General features: G+C 60.1%; 20 protein-coding genes. 17 read left to right on the top strand and 3 right to left on the bottom strand.

Annotated features, from left to right (window positions below):
* Nucleotides 1-64 precede the first annotated feature (64 nt).
* From MHX53_RS06360 to dapF, 7 genes are all read left to right on the top strand, one after another.
* Nucleotides 65-391 carry a helix-turn-helix domain-containing protein gene (locus MHX53_RS06360; RefSeq protein ID WP_102238789.1) on the top strand — a complete coding sequence of 109 codons (327 nt, stop codon included), beginning with the start codon at nucleotides 65-67 and terminating at the stop codon, nucleotides 389-391.
* A gap of 71 nt (nucleotides 392-462) precedes the next feature.
* Nucleotides 463-693 (top strand): DUF3046 domain-containing protein, encoded by a 231-nt coding sequence (locus MHX53_RS06355; RefSeq protein WP_239271627.1) that lies wholly within the window; start codon nucleotides 463-465, stop codon nucleotides 691-693.
* A gap of 178 nt (nucleotides 694-871) precedes the next feature.
* Nucleotides 872-1,924 carry a recombinase RecA gene (recA, locus tag MHX53_RS06350; protein ID WP_239271626.1) on the top strand — a complete coding sequence of 351 codons (1,053 nt, stop codon included), beginning with the start codon at nucleotides 872-874 and terminating at the stop codon, nucleotides 1,922-1,924.
* Nucleotides 1,925-1,930: 6 nt separating this feature from the next.
* Nucleotides 1,931-2,482 (top strand): regulatory protein RecX, encoded by a 552-nt coding sequence (locus tag MHX53_RS06345; RefSeq protein WP_239271625.1) that lies wholly within the window; start codon nucleotides 1,931-1,933, stop codon nucleotides 2,480-2,482.
* A gap of 39 nt (nucleotides 2,483-2,521) precedes the next feature.
* On the top strand, nucleotides 2,522-3,988 hold the full coding sequence (miaB, locus tag MHX53_RS06340) for a tRNA (N6-isopentenyl adenosine(37)-C2)-methylthiotransferase MiaB (RefSeq protein ID WP_239271624.1): 1,467 nt from the start codon (nucleotides 2,522-2,524) through the stop codon (nucleotides 3,986-3,988).
* A 2-nt stretch (nucleotides 3,989-3,990) separates the two neighbouring features.
* A complete protein-coding gene (miaA, locus tag MHX53_RS06335) occupies nucleotides 3,991-4,893 on the top strand; it encodes a tRNA (adenosine(37)-N6)-dimethylallyltransferase MiaA (protein ID WP_239271623.1) in 903 nt (300 codons plus the stop codon).
* Entirely contained in the window at nucleotides 4,890-5,792 is a 903-nt protein-coding gene (dapF, locus tag MHX53_RS06330; RefSeq protein WP_239271622.1) for a diaminopimelate epimerase, read from the top strand. The genes miaA and dapF overlap by 4 nt, the downstream gene beginning before the upstream one ends.
* On the opposite strand, the gene MHX53_RS06325 is transcribed toward dapF, so the two are convergent.
* A complete protein-coding gene (locus MHX53_RS06325; protein ID WP_239271621.1) occupies nucleotides 5,764-6,393 on the bottom strand; it encodes a methyltransferase in 630 nt (209 codons plus the stop codon). The two genes, dapF and MHX53_RS06325, sit on opposite strands and share 29 nt — an antisense overlap.
* 63 nt (nucleotides 6,394-6,456) lie before the next feature.
* Between MHX53_RS06325 and hflX the strand changes: the two genes are divergently transcribed.
* Complete coding sequence (gene hflX / locus MHX53_RS06320) at nucleotides 6,457-7,932, top strand: GTPase HflX (RefSeq protein WP_239271620.1); 1,476 nt, start codon at nucleotides 6,457-6,459, stop codon at nucleotides 7,930-7,932.
* A 5-nt stretch (nucleotides 7,933-7,937) separates the two neighbouring features.
* On the top strand, nucleotides 7,938-9,959 hold the full coding sequence (locus MHX53_RS06315; RefSeq protein WP_239271619.1) for an ATP-dependent DNA helicase: 2,022 nt from the start codon (nucleotides 7,938-7,940) through the stop codon (nucleotides 9,957-9,959).
* Here MHX53_RS06315 and lexA read toward each other — a convergent pair.
* Nucleotides 9,943-10,617, bottom strand: coding sequence for a transcriptional repressor LexA (gene lexA, locus MHX53_RS06310; RefSeq protein WP_219722381.1), 675 nt, complete (start codon nucleotides 10,615-10,617; stop codon nucleotides 9,943-9,945). The two genes, MHX53_RS06315 and lexA, sit on opposite strands and share 17 nt — an antisense overlap.
* A 282-nt stretch (nucleotides 10,618-10,899) precedes the next feature.
* On the opposite strand from lexA, the gene MHX53_RS06305 reads away from it, so the two are divergent.
* Genes MHX53_RS06305 through MHX53_RS06275 form a run of 7 tightly spaced genes read left to right on the top strand, consistent with a single transcriptional unit; the run spans nucleotide 10,900 to nucleotide 15,658 of the window.
* On the top strand, nucleotides 10,900-11,193 hold the full coding sequence (locus MHX53_RS06305) for a LysM peptidoglycan-binding domain-containing protein (protein ID WP_239271618.1): 294 nt from the start codon (nucleotides 10,900-10,902) through the stop codon (nucleotides 11,191-11,193).
* 9 nt (nucleotides 11,194-11,202) lie between these two features.
* Nucleotides 11,203-12,333, top strand: coding sequence for a histidinol-phosphate transaminase (locus tag MHX53_RS06300; protein ID WP_239271617.1), 1,131 nt, complete (start codon nucleotides 11,203-11,205; stop codon nucleotides 12,331-12,333).
* Complete coding sequence (hisB, locus tag MHX53_RS06295; protein WP_239271616.1) at nucleotides 12,330-12,929, top strand: imidazoleglycerol-phosphate dehydratase HisB; 600 nt, start codon at nucleotides 12,330-12,332, stop codon at nucleotides 12,927-12,929. The genes MHX53_RS06300 and hisB overlap by 4 nt, the downstream gene beginning before the upstream one ends.
* Nucleotides 12,926-13,522 (top strand): hypothetical protein, encoded by a 597-nt coding sequence (locus MHX53_RS06290; protein ID WP_239271615.1) that lies wholly within the window; start codon nucleotides 12,926-12,928, stop codon nucleotides 13,520-13,522. Before hisB ends, MHX53_RS06290 begins: the two co-directional genes overlap by 4 nt.
* Complete coding sequence (gene hisH / locus MHX53_RS06285; protein ID WP_239271614.1) at nucleotides 13,519-14,142, top strand: imidazole glycerol phosphate synthase subunit HisH; 624 nt, start codon at nucleotides 13,519-13,521, stop codon at nucleotides 14,140-14,142. The genes MHX53_RS06290 and hisH overlap by 4 nt, the downstream gene beginning before the upstream one ends.
* Nucleotides 14,139-14,882, top strand: coding sequence for a bifunctional 1-(5-phosphoribosyl)-5-((5-phosphoribosylamino)methylideneamino)imidazole-4-carboxamide isomerase/phosphoribosylanthranilate isomerase PriA (gene priA, locus MHX53_RS06280; RefSeq protein WP_239271613.1), 744 nt, complete (start codon nucleotides 14,139-14,141; stop codon nucleotides 14,880-14,882). The genes hisH and priA overlap by 4 nt, the downstream gene beginning before the upstream one ends.
* Nucleotides 14,879-15,658, top strand: coding sequence for an SseB family protein (locus MHX53_RS06275; RefSeq protein ID WP_239271612.1), 780 nt, complete (start codon nucleotides 14,879-14,881; stop codon nucleotides 15,656-15,658). Before priA ends, MHX53_RS06275 begins: the two co-directional genes overlap by 4 nt.
* Here the strand turns inward: MHX53_RS06275 and MHX53_RS06270 are convergent.
* Entirely contained in the window at nucleotides 15,636-17,126 is a 1,491-nt protein-coding gene (locus tag MHX53_RS06270; RefSeq protein WP_239271611.1) for a catalase, read from the bottom strand. The two genes, MHX53_RS06275 and MHX53_RS06270, sit on opposite strands and share 23 nt — an antisense overlap.
* A gap of 152 nt (nucleotides 17,127-17,278) precedes the next feature.
* On the opposite strand from MHX53_RS06270, the gene MHX53_RS06265 reads away from it, so the two are divergent.
* Nucleotides 17,279-18,652, top strand: a complete 1,374-nt coding sequence (locus MHX53_RS06265; RefSeq protein ID WP_204515753.1) for a M20 family metallopeptidase — start codon at nucleotides 17,279-17,281, stop codon at nucleotides 18,650-18,652.
* Nucleotides 18,653-18,702 lie beyond the last annotated feature (50 nt).

Below are 18,702 nucleotides of genomic sequence, written 5' to 3'. Positions count from 1 at the left end.
GGAATAAACCACGTACCGGTACGGTTACACCTCTACACGTACCACGTCGCCTGAGGAGGCTATTTTGACCCTGCTCCGTACCGAGATCGGCGACACCCTGCGCGTTGCGCGACGTCGTCAGAACCGAACTCTTCGCGATGTCTCGATGGACGCACGTGTGTCGCTGGGGTACTTGAGTGAAATTGAACGCGGGCAAAAAGAAGCATCGTCTGAACTGCTCGCGTCCATTTGTGAAGCCCTGGACATGCCCGTATCGGTTCTTCTTCGCGAAGTTGCCGACAAGATTGCCCTGTCGGAAGGCGTTCTCGTTCCCGACACGGTGCCAGACAACTTCGAACAGATCGATGTGCCCGGTGGGGTAGCGAAGCGAGCTTTCGCACAACAGCGATAGTAGTGATGACAGTGGGCCGGGGTGTTGTGTGCCCCGGTCGCAGGTAGTCGCATGTAACGGAAAGGTCTTCTGTGCGCCACAGTGTTTATTGGGAGCTGATGAACGACGAGTTCGGCTCGGTTCGTGCGGCGTCACTCCACACTGATTTGGCGCTGAGTTCATTAGGGTCCCTCACCGCTCATGAAGCACTTGAGCGAGGAGAGGACCCTAAAACTGTGTGGCTCGCTGTGTGTGACGCAACAGGTGTGCCACAAAGTCGTCGTCTGGGGACAGATAAAAAGCCACGGTCGAATCCCTTTTGATTCGCGACACGCGGGTGGTTTTGCACGCAATGTTCGAATGTGTGTTCAATTTTCGCGTACGATGGTTCTGTGACATTAAGTGTGGCAAACGGGAGAGTTTTCCACATTTTTCTTTGTGAGGAATTTCTGTGTCAGTGCCTCCTCATAGAGTGCAACTAGACCATCACGAGGAGGAACCATGGCGACAAAGTCAAGTAACGCAAACGCTGGTGCCGACAACAAACAAAGGGCACTCGAAACTGCGCTCAGCCAGGTGGAACGCCAGTACGGAAAAGGCTCCATCATGCGTTTGGGTTCGCAGGAACGCCAACCCATTGAAGCAATCCCGACCGGTTCGCTCGCGCTCGACGTGGCGCTCGGAATTGGGGGACTGCCACGCGGCCGTGTGATCGAAGTTTACGGCCCAGAATCATCCGGTAAGACAACCGTTGCGCTCCACGCCGTTGCGAACGCGCAGAAGGCCGGCGGTCTGGCAGCGTTCATTGACGCTGAGCACGCGCTTGACCCGGAATACGCGGCCAAACTGGGAGTCGACACAGACCAGCTTCTGGTTTCGCAGCCAGACACCGGTGAGCAGGCACTTGAAATCGCCGACATGCTCATCCGCTCAGGCGCGCTGGACATTATCGTGATCGACTCGGTCGCGGCTCTTGTTCCTAAGGCAGAAATCGAAGGTGAAATGGGTGACTCGCACGTGGGTCTCCAAGCCCGCCTCATGTCGCAAGCGCTGCGCAAAATCACGGGTGCTCTGGCGCATTCCAAGACCACTGCCATCTTCATTAACCAGCTCCGCGAAAAGGTGGGTGTGTTCTTCGGTTCGCCGGAAACCACCTCGGGCGGTAAGGCACTGAAGTTCTACGCATCTGTGCGCCTCGACGTGCGACGGATTGAAACCTTGAAAGAAGGCACCGACGCAGTAGGTAACAAGACGCGCGTAAAGGTGGTGAAGAACAAGGTTGCGCCTCCGTTTAAGCAGGCCGAATTCGACATCATCTACGGTCAAGGGATCTCACGCGAAGGTTCCATCATCGACATGGGTGTAGAGAACGGAATCGTGCGCAAGTCTGGCTCTTGGTTCACATATGAGGGGGACCAGCTTGGGCAGGGTAAAGAGAACGTTCGTAACTTCTTGCGTGACAATCCTGAACTCGCCGACGAAATTGAGACCAAGATCCTCATGAAGCTTGGCATTATCGAAGACGAAACCGAGGAACAGAAGCCTCAGGAGTGATAACTCGTGAGTAGCGCACAGCTCATTGAATCGCTACAACAGTCGATCGACAAGATCGAGGCGCACGGCGCTCAGCCGGAACCCGATCCACAGGCGCACGACCCGGAATACAAACAAGCCAAGAAACGGGCTTTGAACATTTTGAGTGTGCGTGACTATTCGGTTGACGAACTTCGAAAGAAGCTCATCGCGCGGGAACACGCTGAAGACGCTGTTGAACGTGTGTTGGCCAAACTGCAACGAGCAGGGTTGCTCAACGACGAAGAGTACGCGCAGAATTACGTGCGGGTACACCGCGAAAAGCGGAATCTGTCAACGTCTGCGCTGCGGCGTGAGCTCGCTAAGCGTGGGGTCGCGGACAAACACATTCGTTACGCTCTCGACCAGGTAGAAGACGAGCACGAGGTGGCTTTCGGGGTGGCGCTGAAAAAGGCGCGTTCGACCGTGGGGCTACCGCGTGAGACGCGCTTGCGACGTATTCTTGCGATGCTTGCCAGACGCGGGTTCCCGCAGAGCATCAGCATGGATGTGACCTTGCGCGCACTCGACGAAACCTGAGCGGTTGTGCAGTGGGCAGCCCTGTAGAATGTAGGTCTGATGACTGACGTACTAAACCGCACCTATGAAGTGAAAACATACGGGTGCCAGATGAATGTTCACGACTCTGAACGCCTCTCAGGTCTTCTCGACGACGCTGGATATACGCCAGCCCAGCCCAATGAACAAGCCGATGTCGTGGTGTTTAACACCTGTGCGGTACGCGAAAACGCCGACAACCGCTTGTACGGGAACCTGGGCCGTTTAGCAGAAGTGAAGGAAAGCCACCCAGAACTGCAGATCGCAGTGGGTGGGTGCATGGCGCAAAAGGACCGCGACACCATCGTGGAACGTGCCCCATGGGTCGATGTGGTGTTCGGAACGCACAACATGGGCTCACTTCCCGTGCTCCTGGAACGCGCGCGCCACAACAAAGAAGCTCAAGTTGAGATCAAGGAAAGCCTCGAAGTTTTCCCCTCCACGCTTCCCACTAGGCGCGAATCGACCCACTCTGGTTGGGTCTCCATCTCCGTGGGGTGCAACAACACGTGTACGTTCTGCATCGTGCCTCACCTGCGCGGAAAAGAGAAGGACCGTCGCCCAGGTGACATCCTCGCTGAAGTCGAAGCTTTGGCTGCACAAGGTGTCATCGAGGTGACCTTGCTGGGGCAGAACGTGAACTCCTACGGAACTGAATTCCGTGACCGCCAAGCGTTCAGCAAACTTCTGCGCGCAGTGGGCAAAGTGCCGGGAATTGAACGCGTGCGCTTTACCAGCCCACACCCGGCTGCGTTTTCCGACGACGTCATTGAGGCGATGGCCGAAACCCCAACGGTCATGCCACAGCTGCACATGCCACTGCAGTCAGGGTCGGACACCGTGCTGAAAGCCATGCGCAGGTCCTACCGCACCAAACGCTTCATGAACATTCTGGACAAGGTACGCGAACGCATTCCGCACGCGTCGATCACCACCGACATCATTGTTGGATTCCCCGGTGAAACCGAGGAAGACTTCGAACTGACCATGGACGTGGTGCGCCAAGCCCGGTTTACGCAGGCGTACACGTTCCAGTACTCGATCCGCCCCGGTACGCCGGCTGCCACCATGGAGAACCAGATTCCAAAAGACGTGGTGCAAGATCGGTTCGAACGCCTGGTCGAACTTCAAGACCAGATCGCGTGGGAAGAAAACAAAGCGTGCGTGGGCAATCAGGTTGAAGTACTCGTCAACAGCGGACCCGACCCGCAACACGGGCGCATGTCCGGTCGAGCACGCGACAACCGACTCGTTCACGTGCGGGCTCAAGAAGGACTGGACGCGCGTCCCGGCGACATCGTGACAGCAACGGTGACCGAAGCGAAACCGTACTTTCTCATCAGCGATTCGGAATACACCGTGAGGCGCACACCGGCTGGCGACGCGTGGGACCTCTCCCAAGCAGAAAGCTGCGGAACCACGGGAGGGGCTGCCACCTCGGGACCCACGAACCTGGGACTGCCCACCATCCGAGTAGGAGCAAACTAACCGTGACCGTCATCAACGTTGTGGGGGCCACCGCAACAGGCAAATCAGACCTGGCAATTACTTTGGCTCACCACCTCGATGGCGAAATCATCAACGCAGACTCCATGCAGTTCTACCGCGGCATGGACATTGGGACCGCGAAAGTGACACCCGAACAACGCGCGGAAGTCCCACACCACCTGCTCGACATCCTGGATGTCACGCAGGACGCCGCGGTCAGTGAATACCAACGCAGTGCGCGTGCCCTGATCGACCAGATCCACCAGCGGGGGCGTACCCCCATCATTGTTGGCGGATCGGGACTCTACGTGCGAGCGGCAACCGACGTCATGAACTTTCCCGGAACAGACCCGGCGATGCGGGCTCGGCTGGAAGGAATTGCCGACGCCGGAGCGCTTCACGACATGCATACGATGCTCGAAGAGCTCGACCCCAAAGCGGCCAGCACAATCAAACCTACCGACGCGCGGAGGATCGTGCGGGCGCTTGAAGTGATTGCACTGACGGGCGACACGTTCAGCTCTGAACTGCCCGAATACACGTACTTCACCCCCACTATCCAGGTGGGGCTGGCGCAAGACCGCGAAACCCTGCACCAGCGCATTGCCGACCGTGTCCACCTTATGTGGGACGCCGGTTGGGTCGACGAGGTGCGCACGCTGCTCGACCAGGGGCTGCGGGACGGCAAAACCGCGCGACACGCAATTGGGTATGCGCAGATCATTGACTACCTCGACGACAAAATGAGTGCCGACTTAGCCATTGACTCAACAGTGACGCGAACCCGCCAGTTCGCGAAACGACAAGAAACCTGGTTCCGGCGCGATCCGCGCATTCAGTGGTTTGACGCCGCCGACCCGCACACGCCACAGAACGCGCTTGACTACATCAAGGAGACAGCATGATTGACGGACAACTCGTTAAAGGACACGGAACCGCCAACGACTTTGTTCTCCTCCACGACCCACACGGTGAGCACGCGCTAGACCCGGATGGCGTGCGCGCGCTTGCTGACCGCCACACCGGGATTGGTGGCGACGGGGTCATTCGTGTGATTCGAAGCGCGGCACTGGGTGAAGAGGCCGGGGACATGGCTCATGACGGTGGTGCCGAATGGTTCATGGACTACCGCAACGCGGACGGCTCAATCGCCGAAATGTGCGGAAACGGAGTGCGCGTTTTTGCCCACTACCTGCGGACATACGACCTCGTGCAGTCGCAGTCGTTTGCGGTTGGAACTCGGGCGGGCATCAAGCACGTCACGGTGATTCCCGACCCACTGGGCGGAGACGAGCCCTGGTACAAAGTCGACATGGGCAAGTGGCAACTGCCTGGTGGCGGTGAAGCGTTCGACGCAACAGTCGAAACGCCCGGAGTCCGTGTAGCCCGTCCAGGGCTGACCGTGGACATGGGTAACCCGCACACCGTGGTCGCGCTGGCTCACGCAGAAGAACTCGAAGCCGCTAAACTGCACGAACTCCCGCACGTCGAACCCGTGCCACCAGCGGGAACCAACGTCGAATACATCGTGATCGAACCGGACAACGACCCCACAACAGGGACGTTGCGGATGCGTGTACATGAACGTGGAGTTGGCGAAACCCACGCGTGCGGAACGGGCGCGTGCGCCTCGGCGTTGGCAGCCTACGTGTGGGCCGGGCGCGGCCCACAAGCCCCAACCACATGGACGGTCCACCAACCCGGTGGGGCAGTTCGCATCGACATCACAGGGGAAACCGTGGCGCTGTCAGGGCCGGCGGTCATCACTTACGAAGTCACACCTCGGGATCTTCCGGTTTTGTAACCACCAAAACGCGGAAGCCTTTGGCAGACGCCTCCTTGCGCACATCCCAGCCACCCGGCAGATTCTCTACCATCCACGTGGCCAGCGAGTCAGCACCCAGGTTCTTGGACACCACAAGCCACGCTTCACCGCCGGGAACCAGGCGCGGAAGCCACGTCAAAAGAAGGTCGTGCAGCACTTCCTTGCCCACACGAATGGGCGGGTTCGACCAGATCGCTGAAAACTGGACGCTGTCCGGAATGTCCTGGGCGAGCACGGGAGTGACAGACGCCAGGCCGGCGGTCTTCGCGTTCTCACGGGTCAGCGATAAGGAGCGTTCATTGACGTCTAATGCCCACACGCGCACATCGGTGTCGTCATCACGTGCTTCGAGACCGGCTTGCAGGCTGATGGGGCCCCAACCGCACCCCAAATCCAGAATGTCCCCGGTAGGAGGAGCAGGCAGATTCTTCAACAACACCGCGGTGCCAGGATCCAGTCGCGACGGGGAAAAGACGCCTGCATCAGTGGTGACGTCAACTTCGCGACCAGCAAGACGCACCGTGATGGTGCGAGGCTTCGACGCAGTGTGCGGTTGAGATGAGAAGTAGTGATCGTTCACCCCATCATGCTAAAGCACCAGTGTGAAACAATAATGTCTCTAGCTATCGACAGAAAGAGCTCAATGCAATCAGATAAGCACCGCGAAATGATCGACAGGGTGCTGTCCCGAGCCTCCGACTCACTGACGGATGACCACCTCGCAAGCGACGACTACAGTCAGCTTGATCTTCTAGAACGTGAAGCACTACGACGTGTCAACGGACTATCGACCGAACTCGAAGACATTACCGAGGTCGAATATAGGCAGATTCGACTTGAAAACGTGGTGCTCGCAGGAGTGTATTCAGGTTCAACCGAAGAAGCAGAAACCTCGCTCCGCGAACTCGCCGCCCTAGCTGAAACTGCCGGTTCACGTGTACTCGACGGGGTTTTGCAACGACGCGATACCCCTGATCCGTCCACGTACTTGGGACGCGGAAAGGCGCAAGAGCTCGCCCAGATCGTCGCCAGCGTTGGCGCCGACACCGTCATTACCGACACCGAACTTGCGCCCAGCCAACGCCGTGCGCTGGAAGACGTGGTCAAGGTCAAAGTGATTGACCGAGTTGCCCTGATCTTGGACATTTTCGCCCAACACGCTAAAAGCCGCGAGGGTAAAGCGCAAGTGGAGTTAGCGCAGCTGGAGTACCTGCTTCCGCGTTTGCGTGGTTGGGGTGATTCCATGTCCCGGCAGGCCGGTGGTCGTGTGGCCGGAGGTGCTGGAATCGGGTCCCGCGGACCTGGTGAAACTAAAATTGAGCTCGACCGTCGTCGGATTCGCACGCGCATGGCTAAACTCCGCCGCGAGATCAAGGCGATGGCGCCAGCCCGCGAAACCAAACGCTCCAACCGCACACGCAACAAGGTGCCCAGTGTGGCCATCGTGGGCTACACCAACGCTGGTAAGTCCTCCTTGCTCAACCGGCTCACGGACGCCGGGGTCATGGTGAAGAACGAACTGTTCGCCACCCTGGACCCCACGGTCCGTCAGGCACACACAGCCGATGGCCGTGTGTTCACGTACACCGACACGGTGGGGTTTGTGCGCAACCTGCCCCACCAGCTCGTTGAAGCCTTCCGCTCCACGCTGGAAGAGGCTTCGGATGCCGATCTCCTCCTTCACATTGTCGACGCCTCCCACGCGGACCCACTGGCTCAGATTCGGGCGGTACACGAAGTGCTCAACGAAGCCGAAACCGGAGACATTCCTGAACTCATCGTCTTCAACAAAGCCGATATCGCGAATCCAGACACCCTGGCGCGCGTGCTCAACACGTACCCAAACGCCGTCGTTGTGTCCGCGCACTCGGGGCAGGGGATCGACGAGCTTCGTGACCGCATCGATGACCTGTTGCCGCGCCCGTCCCACCACATCACCGCACTCATCCCGTTCGACCGTGGTGAGCTCATTGCCCGGGCCCACGACGAAGGCACGGTTGAGTCTGAGAAATACACCTCTCAGGGCACGCTACTGGTGGCCATGGTGGAGCCCGATCTTCTGCACGAACTCGAACAATTTCGACAGCCAGACATGGTCGACCCACATATCTTTGGGTGAACCACATGAGCTCAGACGTAGAACAACTCCTTGACGCAGCCGTAGATGCCCTAGGCGGAACCCACCGCGAAGGCCAGACCACCATGGCCCAAGCAGTATCGAGCGCCTTGGACAACCAGACGCACCTGCTGGTGCAAGCAGGCACCGGAACCGGGAAATCCCTGGGCTATCTGGTGCCCAGTGTCGAATACACGCTGCGAACCGGTGACCGGGTCATCATCTCCACCGCAACACTTGCCCTGCAGTCACAGATCATCCAACGCGACCTACCCCGACTTACGAAAACGGTAGGGGCCATCACCGGGCGGAAGCCCACCTCGGCGGTGTTAAAAGGACGGCGCAACTACGTGTGCCTCCACAAGCTGGGAGGCGGGTACCCGGGTGATGAAGAGTCCGCGTTGTTCGACGTTGGTGCTGACATTGAAGGGCACCGAGGTGGCTCAATGACCGCGACCGAAGCCGAGATCGCGCGGATCCGGGAGTGGGCCGATGCGACCTCGACGGGGGACCGGGACGACCTGGTGCCCGGCGTGTCCGACCGGACATGGTCGCTGGTGTCCGTGAACTCGTTTGACTGCCTGGGGTCCACGTGCCCCATGTTCGAAGAGTGCTTTGCCGAACGCGCCAAGAACACGGCCGCGGACTCCGACATTGTGGTCACCAACCACGCGCTCTTGGCGATTGAAGCGCAAGGGGAGCAGTCGGTGTTGCCGGAGCATTCGGCGGTGGTGATCGACGAGGCACACGAACTGCGCGACCGTGTGACCGGCGCGCTCACCGGGGCAATCACGCATGCGCTTCTAAGCGCTGTGGCGTCGACGGCTAAGAAGCACACGGCCGCCACGGCGAACACCGTTCAGGCGCTCACCAAGGCCAGCGATCAGTTTGCGGCTGCCCTGGAAGAGCACGAGCCCGGTCTGTTGCGCGTGTGGCCAGAAGACCTGGGCGACGCGCTGTCGGCCGTGCATGACGCGTTGCGGGACTTGAGTTCGCAGGTCGGGGGAGTGTCCAAGGAGTCCGAGCCCGACGCCGGGCGACATATGGCACGCGCGCGTATTGACGAAGCGTATGAGCTAGTGGAGCGGTTGTTGGACCGCAACAGCAACGATGTCGCGTGGATTTCGACGAATACGTTTAAGGAAACCACCACTACGTCGCTCGTTGTGGCGCCGCTGAGTGTGGCGGGTACGTTGCGGAACGGGTTGTTTGCTGAGTCCACCGTGGTGGCGACCTCGGCGACCCTGGCGTTGGGTGGCAAGTTTGAACCGGTTGCGGCTGCCCTGGGTCTGGCTGGGGAGGATGCGCCCCGGTACGACGCGATCGACGTGGGTAGCCCGTTTGACTACCAAAAGCAGGGGATCCTCTACGTGGCCGGGCACCTGCCCAAACCCGGCAGGTCAGGGGTCAACGTCCAGGTGTTGGACGAAATCGTGGAACTGATTGAGGCGTCCCGAGGTGGTGCCCTGGGACTGTTTTCGTCCCGGCGTGCCGCTGAAGAGGCCGCCCAGTTTGTGCGGGAGCGCACGCGCTACCCGGTGTACTTGCAAGGCGAGGACACGTTGTCGGTACTGGTGAGGGACTTCGCCGCCGATGATTCGGCCGTTCTGTTTGGCACCATGTCGCTGTGGCAGGGCGTGGATGTGCCGGGATTGACCAACCGGTTGGTGCTTATTGACCGGATTCCGTTTCCACGCCCCGACGACCCGTTGTCGCAGGCGCGCACTCAGGCCGCTGCGGCTAGAGGTGCGAACGGGTTCATGGCGGTGTCGGCAACGCACGCGGCGTTGCGGTTGGCGCAGGGAGCTGGGAGGCTGATCCGCACGTCACACGACCGCGGTGTGGTTGCGTTGTTGGACTCGCGTGCGCGCACAGCAGGCTATTCGAAGTTTTTGCTCGACTCGCTTCCGCCACTGTGGCGGACTACTAACTCTGAACTGGTGAAGCAGGCCTTGCAGCGCCTCGCAACGGGAGTTGCTGCCGGGGAAGCCGGCGCTGGTGCCGCTGCAGCTTCTACAACCGACGAATAACGGCGGTGACTAGACCCATGATGAGCGCGTGATCGCCGTCGATGGGTTCGTAGTCCTTGTTTTCAGGGAGCAACCACTGCTTGCCGCCTTCGCGCTTGAGCGTCTTCACGGTGGCTTCGTTGTCGAGCAGGGCGGCTACGATTTCGCCGTTGTTGGCCGTGGACTGTTTGCGCACCACGACCCAGTCGCCATCGCAGATGGCAGCGTCGATCATGGAATCACCTACGACCTGCACGAGGAACATTTCGCCTGAGCCCACAACCTGACGGGGGAGTGGGAAGACGTCCTCAACGTGCTGTTCTGCCGTGATGGGGCCACCGGCCGCGATGCGTCCCACGACAGGAACCAGTGCGGTGTTCGCGGAGGTTTCTGGGGTGATGTTGTTGTTGTACTCAATTTCGTCGGGGTTGACGACTTCAAGGGCCCGAGGTCGTTTAGGGTCGCGACGGACGTACCCCAAGCGTTCCAGCTGGTTGAGCTGGTGGGCAACCGATGACAGCGAGGCCAGGCCCGCCGCCTGGCCAATTTCACGCATGCTTGGTGGGTAGCCGTTGGTGTAGACGGCGTGTTCGATGCATTCGAGGACTTGGCGCTGACGTGGGGTCAGTCGCCTGTCGGTGCGTGAGATTGAGTCTTCTGGTAGTGAGCGCGAGTGCAGTGACTCTTGCTCTTGAATGTCTGCGATGACGCTTTCGTTGCGTGGGCGCCCCCGGCCCCGCTTTGCCTTCTCTGCCACGTTTCCTCCCAATGTGTGACCTGCTAAAACGTGCGATCCAAAAACTGTGTCAGACCCTCCTGGAACAGTCAGGTATGAAAGCGAAAGGGATCGCGTTTGAATCTATTTTCGCACATTTGTTCGAGAAACAGTAGACATTTGTTCGAATGTTGTGTTCAATAGAACATAGATTCGATAGAACATTAGTTCGAATGGAGGATTGAGATGACACGAATGGCTCGCACATATGCGGTTCGTCGGCTAGTGGTTGTGCTTGCGTTGGTTGTCGCGGCGTTTGCTATTACGTTGGCCGTGTTGCCGGCGCAGGCTTCTGAAGGTGGGGCATCAGCTCAGACCGTGACGGTGACAGTGCAGGAGGACCAGTCACTGTGGACTATCGCACGTGAACACAGTGAAGGTGTTCCCACCGACCAGGTGGTGAAGCAGATTAAGGCGCTCAACGGCCTCGACGGCTCGCTTGTTCGACCCGGACAAAAGCTCGAAGTGCCCTCACGTTAAACTCGTGGCGTGGTTGAAAATCTCCCGGTTCGAAACGATTTGCGCGGTGCGAAGCCCTACGGTGCTCCAGTGCATGATGTGCCCGTGCGCCTCAACGTCAACGAGAACTCGTATGACGTTCCACCAGTCGTGGTTGAGGCGCTGCAAAAGAACCTTGGGGAACAGCTCCAACACCTCAACCGCTACCCGGATCGTGAGTTCACTCGCCTACGGGAGCTCCTGTCGCAATACCTGTCCACGGTTCTGGAAAAGCAAGGCAACGGTGAGCTCACCCAGATTCCGCCCGAATGGATTTGGGCAGCCAATGGCTCGAATGAAGTTCTTTCGCACATTGTCCAAGCGTTTGCGGGACCAGGGCGCACAGGACTCGGGTTTGAGCCCAGCTATTCGATGCACCCGCTTATCACCACATCGACGGGTGCCACATGGATCAAAGCCTCACGCAACGACGACTTCACGCTCGATGTCGACACTGCAGTTAACGCAGTGCGTGAGAACAAGCCAGACATCACCTTCATTTGTACTCCCAACAACCCCACGGGTTGCTCAACTCCGATTCAGGTCGTAGAAGCAGTTCTTGAAGTGACGACAGGCATCGTCATTGTCGACGAGGCCTACGCCGAATTCGCGCGGCCCGGATTCCAAACTGCACTCGACCTACTACCAGACAACCCACGTTTGGTGGTTTCGCGCACCATGAGTAAAGCGTTCGCTTTTGCCGGAGCGCGCGTCGGTTACGCTGTTGCGCATCCGGACTTCATTGATGTTCTGCGCCTGGTGCGTCTGCCGTATCACCTGTCACGCCTGACTCAGGCGGCGGCGTGTGCAGCGCTTGAACACACGCCAGCACTGCTGGAAAACGTGGAACGCCTTGTGGAATCGCGCAACACCATGAGTCAAGCGTTGACGGGACTGGGGTACTCGGTCGTGTCCAGTGACTCGAATTTCCTGATGTTCGGAAACGTCACGGACCCGCAGGCGATGTTCGAAGCGCTACTCGCACACGGCGTCCTGGTGCGCAACAACGGTATCCCCGGGCACTTGCGCGTCAACGCGGGAACCGACTTCGAAACCACGGAATTCATTCGCGCAATCACCGACGTGACGCGCACCCACCCTCACCTCCAAGGACAGGCATGACCCGCACAGCAACGGTTACTCGAACGACCTCGGAATCCGACGTTACCGTCACCCTCAACCTCGACGGGGTTGGGACCTCAACCATCTCAACGGGCGTTCCCTTCTTCGACCACATGCTCACGGCGCTGTCCAAGCACTCATGCATTGACATGGAGATCAACGCAACCGGCGACACGCACATCGACGTCCACCACACCGTGGAGGACACGTCGATTGTGATCGGCCAAGCGCTCAAAGAAGCGCTTGGCACAAAAGCTGGTATCCGCAGGTACGGACACGCGTATGTGCCACTTGATGAAAGCTTGGCGCGGGCAGTGGTCGACATTTCCGGGCGCCCGTACTTTGTTCACACAGGAGAACCTGAGGGGCAGCAGTATCACCTGATCGGTGGGCACTTCACCGGATCGATGGTGGGGCACGCGTTAGAATCGCTAAGTATTTCAGCTGGGCTGACAGCTCATGTGACGTTGCTGGCGGGGCGCGACCCCCACCACATTGCCGAAGCCCAGTTCAAAGCGTTCGCGCGAGCACTGCGCACAGCAGTCGAACCTGACCCGCGCACCGACGCCATTCCATCCACAAAAGGAGCCTTGTGAGCCGGACTGTCATCGTCACCCCGTTTGGACTGCCCAAACAGCTTGCCGCTGCATGCAAACTCAACAACATCGACGGGTACGTCGTCCCGGTCGGTGACTTTTCAGCGGTCGTGCAGCAGTCGTCCTCAACCGAGGAAGGCAACCGGGCAGCCTCGGCGATTTCCAAACTGGCGGGGAAGCACGAAGTCTTGTTGCTGACCCGTGCGGATGAACACATCGACGCCGGACACTACCGTCACGGCAAACGCGAAGCTGACGTTCCCGCAGGGCTTGCATTGAACAACCTGCCGGGCATCGTGGAGAAGCTACTGCTCGAAACGATTGAACCGGAAACTGCCGAGGGCGCCATCGACGTCACGGCGATGAGTAGGTACGAAGCCTCGGCGGCAACCATGACCCCGGAGCGCGCTGCCCTTGCGCGCACCGCGCTTCTGTGGATGGTCGTGGCGCTCGTCGGGTTTATTGGGATCGTGCTCGGTGCGCTCGTGGCGCTTAACATCAACCCAATCGCGTGGGCCGGTGTCGTGGTCGCGGCGGTGATCTTCGGGTTCTCGCTCTATCGCATCAATGCGTTGTTAGCGAGACGCAAATGACGCAGGTCGTGGTGCTGGACTACGGGTCGGGAAACGTCCGATCCGCGGTTCGCGCGCTCGAATCCGCAGGAGCGCAGGTCACGCTCACCGGTGAGCGTGACGCTGCGCTGGACGCAGAGGGCCTGCTGATCCCAGGGGTTGGAGCCTTCAGTGCCGTCATGGATGCGCTCGAACGTGTAGGTGGCCACGACATTGTGCGCACACGCCACCAGCAGAACAAGCCCACACTGGGCATTTGCGTGGGCCAGCAGATCCTCTTCCAGTCCGGAACAGAGCACGGGACAACCGCCTCGGGCGTGGCACTGTGGCCGGGCACGGTCACTCACCTCAAAGCCCCAGTCGTTCCACACATGGGGTGGAACACCGTGACCCCTGCACAAGGGTCAGCGATGTTCGCAGGTGTCGAACATGAACACTTCTACTTCGTCCACTCATACGCGGCACACACGCCTGTGCCCGGAGCGCTCAACACCACATGTACCCACGGTGAACAGTTCATCGCCGCCGTGGAAGACGGGCCCACGTGGGCAACCCAGTTCCACCCAGAGAAGTCGGGGGACGCGGGCCTCACACTCTTAACTAACTGGCTGAAGCACGTTCGCAGCAAGGAGAATCAATGACCAACCTCGTAGACTCAGCGAAACTGACCCTTCTTCCCGCCGTTGACGTAGCCGACGGGCGCGCGGTCCGCCTGGTGCAAGGCGAAGCGGGGACGGAAACCGAATACGGTTCGCCCATCGAAGTTGCCGGCACGTTCGAAGAGCAGGGTGCCGAATGGATTCACCTCGTGGACCTCGATGCGGCGTTTGGTCGTGGGTCCAACCAGAAGTTGCTCGAACAGGTGACCAAGTCCCTGTCCATCAAGGTTGAGGTGTCGGGTGGAATTCGCGACACCGAAAGCCTCGAACGTGCGCTCGACACGGGTGCAGAACGCGTCAACATCGGTACAGCGGCGCTTGAAAACCCTGAGTGGACCGCGCAGGTGATCAACGAGTACGGCGACAAGGTCGCGGTTGGACTAGACGTGCGTGGAACCACGCTGGCGGCTCGCGGGTGGACCCGTGACGGTGGCGACCTGTGGGAAGTGCTGGCAGCGCTCGAGGAAGCAGGGTGCTCACGCTACGTGGTCACCGACGTCACTAAGGACGGCACCCTGCGCGGCCCCAACACGGAACTGCTCAAGCAGATTGCTGAAAAGACCCAGAAGCCGCTCGTGGCGTCAGGTGGAATCGCATCACTGGACGACATCGCTGCACTACGTGAGCTGGTGCCGGTGGGCGTCGACTCTGCGATCGTTGGAAAGGCATTGTACGCCGGGAAGTTCACGCTTCCTGAAGCCCTGGACGTCGCCAGCGAATGAGCCACGAGCACCAAGAACCCAACACAGCCGATTCCGCGGGAACGCCGTGGGTTGGGCGTGACCTTAAACCCAACCCGTTTTCCGGTGATACGGGGGAAGCAGACCAGGCGCTCATCGATGCCCTCGACGCAGTTCATGCGAGCCCGTTTGAGCCGGCGTTGCACCAACAGGTCATCGGGGCGCTACGTGAAAAACGCGTGTACGCGCCGGTGCTCCCCACTGCCGTCGAGCACACCACTGACGAACGCGGGCTGGTACATGACAACAAGAGCGAAATGGCCATGGTCAGGCTGGCGGCCGCCGACGGTCGTGAATGCACCCCGGCCTTCACCGGGATTCGCGCCTTGACGGCGTGGCATGGAAACGCCCGGCCGGTGCCCACACAGGCGGAACGCTTAGGCGCGGCCGCGGTTGAAGAGGGCGCGCAACTGGTGGTGCTCGATCCAGGAAGTGAACGGGCCTTCCTGATTCGTAGGCCAGCGCTGTGGGCGTGGCTGCAAGGGTTGGACTGGACGCCAGCGTGGGCGAACCCGCAGGTGGTGAACGCGGTGGCTCAGGTTGCCGGGCGTCACAGTTGGATTGAATCCGTGGCCGTGGGCGTGGGGTCGGCGAACGTGGTGACCTCCGGGCCCGAGGTGTCCCTCACCGTCCGTGTGAACCGCGAGCCCCAGCCGGAAGAAGTCCAGGCGTTTAACGCGGAATTGAGTCAAACGCAGCAGGTTGTTGAGCTGGTTGACTCGCTCACTATGAGTTTTACTGACGCTCAGCGCGCGTAGCGGTCACCACGGACTCCACGCGTGCGCCCAGTTCGGCGTCAACGTTGCGCCAGTACTGGAAGATGCGGGGGAGTAGCTGGTCGTCGGTCACCGCCATGACGTGTCCGGCGATGTTCCCCACAAGGCGGTCGCGAGCGGCGTCGTCGAGGACGTTGCGCACCAGGTCGCCTGCCTGGTTAAAGTCCCCGTCGTTCTCACGCAAGGTAGCGGCTGCGCGGACTGCGTCACCGGAGAACGCGGTGATGTTCTGTTCCGTGACCCGTTCTGAATCAGCCTGTGGGCCACCGTAGGTGTTGGTCGCGTATTCGCCCATTTCCTTGGGGTAGTTTTCATGTGTCATGGCACCGTCGCGGCTGTAGCTACGTTTGGTTGCTGCGCGTGGCTTGTTGACGGGCAGTTGTGCGTAGTTGGGGCCGATCCGGTGACGGTGCGTGTCCGGGTAGCTGAACAGGCGACCCATGAGCATTTTGTCTGGTGACAGTCCGGTTCCGGGTACCAGTGATGACGGGGAGAACGCGGCCTGCTCAATTTCAGCGAAGAAGTCTTCCGGGTTGCGGTTCAGTGTCAAGGTGCCCACCTTGATGCGTGGGTAGTCCTTCTTCGATACGGTCTTGGTGACGTCGAAAATGTTGGTGTGGTAGTTCAGGCCTTCTTCGTAGGGGATCACCTGAACTTCGAGGTCCCAGCTGGGGAAGTTGCCGTCTTGGATCGCTTCGAAAAGGTCGCGGCGGTGGAAGTCGGCGTCCACGCTGGCCATCTGGTCGGCTTCGTCTTGGGAGAAGCCTTCGTGGCCGTACTTTTCGATGAATGCGGACTTCTGCTGTGAAATGAAGTGGTATTTGATCCAGAAGCGTTCACCCTGTTCGTTGATCCACTGGAACGAGTGCGATCCGTATCCGTTCTGTTCGCGCCACGAACGCGGGACACCCCGGTCACCCATGAGGTACGTGACCTGGTGGGCCGAGGCGGGGTTCTGGGTCCAGAAGTCCCACTGCATAGTGTTATCGCGCAGACCAGAGTCTGACCTGCGTTTCTGCGAGTGAATGAAGTCGGGGAACTGGATTGCGTCACGAATGAAGAACACCGGGGTGTTGTTGCCAACGATGTCCAGGTTGCCTTCGGTGGTGTAAAACTTCAGCGCGAACCCGCGAGGGTCGCGCCACGTGTCAGGCGAGCCCTGCTCACCGGCCACAGTCGAAAACCGGGCTAACACCTCGGTCTTAGTGCCTGGCTGAAACACGGCCGCGCGAGTGAAAGACGACACGTCTTCAGTCACCGTGAACGTTCCAAACGCGCCACCGCCCTTGGCGTGGACAACACGTTCAGGCACGCGCTCGCGGTCGAAGTGGGCGAGTCTTTCGATCAGGTAATGGTCTTGGAGGAGGATCGGGCCGTCGGGGCCCAGGGACAAGGAGTGCCGGTCAGAACCAACGGGTATGCCAAAGTCGTTGGTCGTGAAGTTGTCCATGAACTCTCCTGCTGGTGGTTGGACCATTTTCGCGCGAACGAGTTTATCAGTGCGGTAGTGATGGTCGCATGTCCGCGATCAATAGGGTGTCGATGTATGAGACGCACCGAGCGACCGTTCCAAAATCGTTCAATTGAGAGTACGATCACACCATGGAAATTCGACGAACGAACCTTTCGGAGCCGATTCCACCGTCGACGCACTACGCCGACGAGATCGCCCGCGCCACCGCGGAACGGGCCGCACGGCGGACCTATGAACCACCTCGGGATGGGGGAGCGCCGGACGCGTTTGCGCAGGTAGTCAAGCAGGAGCTGGAGGCGGTGACTGACGACCTTCACCAGCTGTCCGCGCGGATTCACCAGTTGGCTGAGACCGCGTTTGAGGAGCGGGAGAGCGCCCAAGCGATCGTTGAGCTGTTGCGGGCGCACGGTATTGACGCGCAGACGGGAGTGTATGGGGTGGAAACCTCCGTGCTCGCCCAGGTGGGTGGAGATGCCGGGGCCGAGGTCGGTGACGGCGAGTCCACCGGGCGCACTATCGGCATCCTGGCAGAGTACGACGCGTTGCCGGAGATCGGGCACGCGTGCGGGCACAACGTCATTTGTGCGACCGGGGTGGGGGCGTTCTTGGTGCTGGCTCGCGCGCATGCGAAGGCGCAGTTGCCGGGGAAGGTGGTCCTGCTGGGCACGCCCGCCGAGGAGGGGCACACCGGCAAGGAGTACATGGCGCGGGAAGGTGCGTTTGATTCGCTCGACGCGGCCATCATGTTGCACGGGTACGGATACGACTGTGCCGACCAAGTGTGGCTGGGCCGGCGCACGCTCACGGTGACGTACAAGGGGGTGTCGGCGCACGCCTCGGCGCAACCGTTCATGGGACGCAACGCGTTGGACGCGGCCAACCTGTTCTACCAGGGGCTGGGGTTGCTCAGGCAGCAGATGCCGCCGATTGACCGAATCCACGCGGTTATTCCGGAAGGTGGCACGCGCCCGTCGATCGTCACCGAGGAAGCGCAGGTGCAGGTGTACGTGCGGTCGAAGTTCCCGGAGACGCTGAAAGACTTGTCGGAGCGTGTGCATGATGTGGCGCAGGGCGCAGCGTTGATGACGGGTACGGCGGTCGAGTTGCAGTGGGACGTACACCCGCCGAGCCTTCCGATTCGCACGAACCAGCCGCTGACCGACAGGTGGGTGAAGCACCAGAACACGGTGGGGCGGCAGCCGTTGCCGGCGGGTGTGCTTGACGAGTCGATTGCGGCGTCGACCGACTTTGGGAACGTGTCGTATCGCGTGCCAGGGATCCACCCGTTACTTAAGATTTCAGACGAATCGGTGGCGTTGCACACGCGGGCGTTTGAAGCGGCATCTGGGTCCCAGAGCGCGTCGAAGGGCGTTGTTGACGGGGCGTACGGCCTGGCCATGACGGCGGCTGACTTCCTGTTTGACGACGAGCTCGCGGCGAGCGTGACTGCCGATTTTGAAGCCGCCGGAGGGCGGATGGATGTGCCGAATTTCTTTAACTGACGATTCTTTCACTTGGGGCCACTTGGCTTCGACCGGAAGCCGTCTGGCTT

It is taken from the genome of Brevibacterium sp. ACRRH (assembly GCF_022346365.1).
Taxonomy (GTDB): Bacteria; Actinomycetota; Actinomycetes; order Actinomycetales; family Brevibacteriaceae; genus Brevibacterium; species Brevibacterium paucivorans.
The sequence above is the reverse complement of the archived record's forward strand: the minus strand, read 5'-3'. Positions and strand labels throughout refer to the sequence as shown.